Source organism: Paenarthrobacter sp. CM16 (genome assembly GCF_013179505.1).
In the GTDB taxonomy this organism is placed as follows: Bacteria; Actinomycetota; Actinomycetes; order Actinomycetales; family Micrococcaceae; genus Arthrobacter.
Genome location: NZ_JABMCX010000370.1, coordinates 1 through 3,883, shown reverse-complemented (window position 1 = coordinate 3,883; position 3,883 = coordinate 1). Strand labels below are relative to the sequence as shown.

3 protein-coding genes and 1 pseudogene are annotated in these 3,883 nt (G+C 60.9%); 1 reads left to right on the top strand and 3 read right to left on the bottom strand.

Translation table 11 applies throughout. The features are described 5' to 3' along the window. From HP499_RS21875 to HP499_RS21865, 3 genes are all read right to left on the bottom strand, one after another. Positions 1-622: ABC transporter permease (locus tag HP499_RS21875; protein WP_172326203.1), on the bottom strand; the 622-nt coding region annotated here is incomplete at its 3' end. 13 nt (positions 623-635) lie between these two features. Next, a complete protein-coding gene (locus HP499_RS21870) occupies positions 636-1,625 on the bottom strand; it encodes an ABC transporter permease (protein ID WP_172326202.1) in 990 nt (329 codons plus the stop codon). A 3-nt stretch (positions 1,626-1,628) separates the two neighbouring features. Further along, positions 1,629-3,329, bottom strand: coding sequence for an ABC transporter substrate-binding protein (locus tag HP499_RS21865; protein ID WP_172326201.1), 1,701 nt, complete (start codon positions 3,327-3,329; stop codon positions 1,629-1,631). 150 nt (positions 3,330-3,479) lie between these two features. On the opposite strand from HP499_RS21865, the pseudogene HP499_RS21860 reads away from it, so the two are divergent. Further along, positions 3,480-3,883 (top strand): annotated as a pseudogene (locus tag HP499_RS21860) (sugar kinase); the annotation flags it as partial.

Below are 3,883 nucleotides of genomic sequence, written 5' to 3'. Positions count from 1 at the left end.
CGGAGACCTTGGAAGCTGCAACGTAGTCCCTGTTCCTCACTGACAGTGTTTGCGCCCGAAGAACACGGGCCGAGGCTGCCCAACTGGTCAACGCCAGAACCACGGCGATGGTCCACAAGCCGCGGCTTTCGCGCGGAACGAAACCGGAGATGACGATGACCAGCGGAAGGCCGGGGATCACCAGGAATACGTTGGAAAGCAGGGAGAAGACTTCATCCGCGAATCCGCCGATGTAGGCGCCGTAAATGCCGAAGAATGCCGACAGGACCGTGGCAAGGACGCCTACGAGGAACCCGATCTGAAGTGAGCCGCGGGTGGCGTGCGCAAGCTGGGCCAGGACGTCCTGGCCGGTTTGGGTGGTGCCCAGCCAGTGTTCTGCGGAGGGACCGCTGAGCCCCACGTTGCTGATGGCTGCGGGGTCGCCCACCAACAGCGGACCTATGGCTCCGAACACGATGATGGATCCGATAAGGACCAAGCCCGTGATCAACCAGGGAGTAGGGGTGGGGAGCATGAGGCGCCAAGCCGGCTTGGGGCGCTGGCCGCGGCCCCGCGAAATGGTGGCCAGCTCGTCCGTGGGATCGGCCGGCGCCTGTCCCGTCATGGATTGAATGTTGGTCATGTGAATCTGCTCCTTAGCCCCTGGCCCGTGTGCGGGGATCGACCAGGCTGTAGAGGAGGTCGACCAGGAGGTTCGCTGCCAGGACAGCGATGGTGATGTAGAGGAACACGCCCTGCATGAGTGCGTAATCGTTGTTGGTTACTGCTGCCAGCAACCGGGATCCGATTCCCGGGTAGGAAAAGACCTGTTCGGTCACCACGGATCCCGAGACGACGAACCCCAATGAGATGGCAAATCCAGCTACGGATGGGAGAACTGCATTGCGGGCTGCGTAGTTACGGAGGATCCAGCGATCCGGAAGTCCTTTGGCCCGGGCCGTCAGCACGTAGTCTTCGGACAGTGTGGAGACCATCATGTTGCGCATCCCCAGCAACCATCCACCGAGGGAGGCGATGACAATGGTGAGCGCCGGCAGGATCGCGTGTTCTATTGCCGAGAGGATGAAGGGCCCGTTGAAGCCGGGGTCCAGCACCACGTTGTAGCCGCCTTGTCCCGGGAACAATCCCAGTCCACGGGACAGGATGTAGACCAGGACCAGGGCCAGCCAGAAGTAGGGAACAGCTGCAAGGAGCGTGGTTGCCGGAACCAATGAGTCCAACCACGTGCCCGGCCTCCAGCCCACAAAGGCGCCGAGCAGGATCCCCAGGAGGGCTGCGATGATGGTGGAAACGCCCACCAGAATCACCGTCCAGGGCATGGATGCTCCGATGACGTCTGTTACCTTGGCCGGGAAGTAGCTGATGGACACCCCAAGATCGCCCTGGAAGATGTTGACCAGGTAGGTCCAGTACTGGGCCAGGATGGGCTGGGTATCGTCGCCGCCCAGGAGGATGGCGTAGGACTTTCGGGTCTCCTCGGTGATGTTTCCTCCCCGCTGTTGAAGCTTTGCCAGCAGGATGTCCACGGGGTTGCCGGGAAGCAGCCGGGGAATGATGAAGTTCAGGGTCAGTGCCGCCCACAGAGCTGCGGCATAGAAGCCCAATTTTCGGATGACGTAGTTCACGGTTTAGCCTTCGGCGGGCTTGAGGGACTTGTAGATCTGTGCCGCGTCCAAGCGGGACCACACTGCGGGGAAGGCGTACATGTTGTCCTCGCTGGGCCAGCCACTGAACTTGGCCTTGTTCCAGATGCTGGTGGTGCCGCCTGTGACAACCGGGATGTAGGGCATGTCCTCAACGATGGCTGACTGGATGATGTCGAACTGCTGCTGCCGTTCCGCCTTCTTGTCGAAGGGCAGATTCTTGACTGTTTCCAAAGCCGCATCGACTACGGGGTTCGAGTACCGCGCATAGTTTGTTCCTGCCGACTGCCCCACAGGGGCGGAAGTGGCGGAGGAGAAGAAGTAGTTATAGACGTAGTACGGGTCAGCGGCCGGCCCTTGGTAGAGGGAGTCAATGGCCAGCTGGAACTTGCCCTTGGTCCGCTTGTCCGTCCACTCGTTCCAGGAAGATTGTGAAGCCTGAACGTCGATGCCTGCCGCCTTGGCCTGCTCTGAAATGGTTTGAATCGCCGTGATGTAGTCGGTCCAGCCAGTGACGACTTCAACGGTCAGGGTCAGCTTTTGGCCGTCCTTGGCATAGATTCCATCGCTGCCCTTGGCCCAACCGGCGGCCTCCAGGGTCTTTTGCGCGGAGGAGGCGTCTGCCGTTTCGGGGGCAACGGCGGGCTTGACCGCCGTCGAGATCCACTCGGACTGCGTATCTGTCAGGGCGAACGACGGCGAGATGGGTGAGGCCGTGTTTTCGTAGGCCAGCTTGTTGAGCTGGGTTCGGTCAATGGCCAGGTAGAGGGCTTTGCGGACGGCAGGATCCGTCTGCGGTCCCGTGCAGCCCAGCTGGACATTGGCGCAGGCGGCGAGGACCTGCTGGCTCTGGGCGACTGTCTGCTTTTCATACTTGGGGAAGTTCTTGGACACGTTTTGGATGTCCGGAACAGGCCCCGTCTGCCAGTCGATGGTGCCCGAGGCGATAGCGTCGGCGCCGGCGGTGTTGCCCGAAAGCGCGATGTACCGGACGTTCTTGACGGCTGGTTCGCCGCCCCAGTAGGTGGGGTTGGCTTTAAGGGTGAACGCTTGGGGCTTGAAGTCGGCCAGCTGGTACGCGCCGGTACCCACAGGCTTTTCCACGACGTCGGTTTCAGGGTTGATCTTTGACCAGATGTGTTCGGGAACGATCACGGCCTGGGTGAGGATGTCCGGTCCGGTGACGAAGGCCGGAGTGTCCCAAACGAACGTGATGTGGTTCTGGTCCACCACGTTCACCATGCCCTTGAAGCCCAAGCTGTTCAGGGCCGGATGCTGCTTAAGGAGGTTGAACGTGAAGGCTACGTCATCTGCCGTGAAAGCTTCGCCATCGCTCCACTTCACACCCTCCCTGAGGGTCACGGACAGCTCTGTACCGGCCGCATTCCAGGCGTATTCCATGCCCAGCAACGGCTCGGGCTTGGCGTCGGCCGAAGCCTTGTTTTGGTAGAAGAGCGGTTCGAAGATTGCTCCCGGCCCAGCAACTTGCGAGGGGGAGAAAGGGTTGAAGTTGATTTGGTAATCGCCGGCCTGACCGGTGTAGGCGATCAGCGTGGAGTCGTTTGCTTCAGAGTTTCCGCCGCCTGAGCAGCCACTGAGGAGGAAGCCCAGTGCCGTTGCACCGGCAGCCAAAGCGAGGGTACTGCGCCGGAAGCCGGCAGCCCGGTTTCGAGAGGTGAGGAGCATCTCTGGTCCCTTTCATCTAGCCGGACCGCTGTGACCGGCTGGGGTTTTTATGTGCCGTGGATCACGACCTATGAAAAAGTTAGGTGATTAAATTAAGTCAGTCAAGTTATTATGGAAACGAATCTCAGGCATCCGACCGAAAAGGAAAGAGTGACTACCATCACCACGCATCCACCCCCGGCCGCCTCAACCAAGGCCAGGCTGCTGGACATCATGCGCACCCGCGGAACTGTCAGCAGGGTCGAACTTGTGGGCGCTACCGGCCTCACCCCCGGAACCATCACCAATGTGATCCGCGAACTGCTCGACGACGGCCTGGTGCAGGAAGTGGGACAGGCGCGCTCAACCGGCGGGCAACCGCGGCGCCTCCTCCAGCTCTGCGCCCAAGCCCATTACGCCGTGGGCGTCCAGATGGATCGATGCACCAGTTCCATAGTCCTGGCCGACTTCACCGGCCGTCTCGTGGCACAGAAAACCCTTCAAGGGTCAGGCAGTCACGCTCCCGGGGAGATGCTCGACATCATCGCCGTACAGATCCATAACCTGCTTGAAGC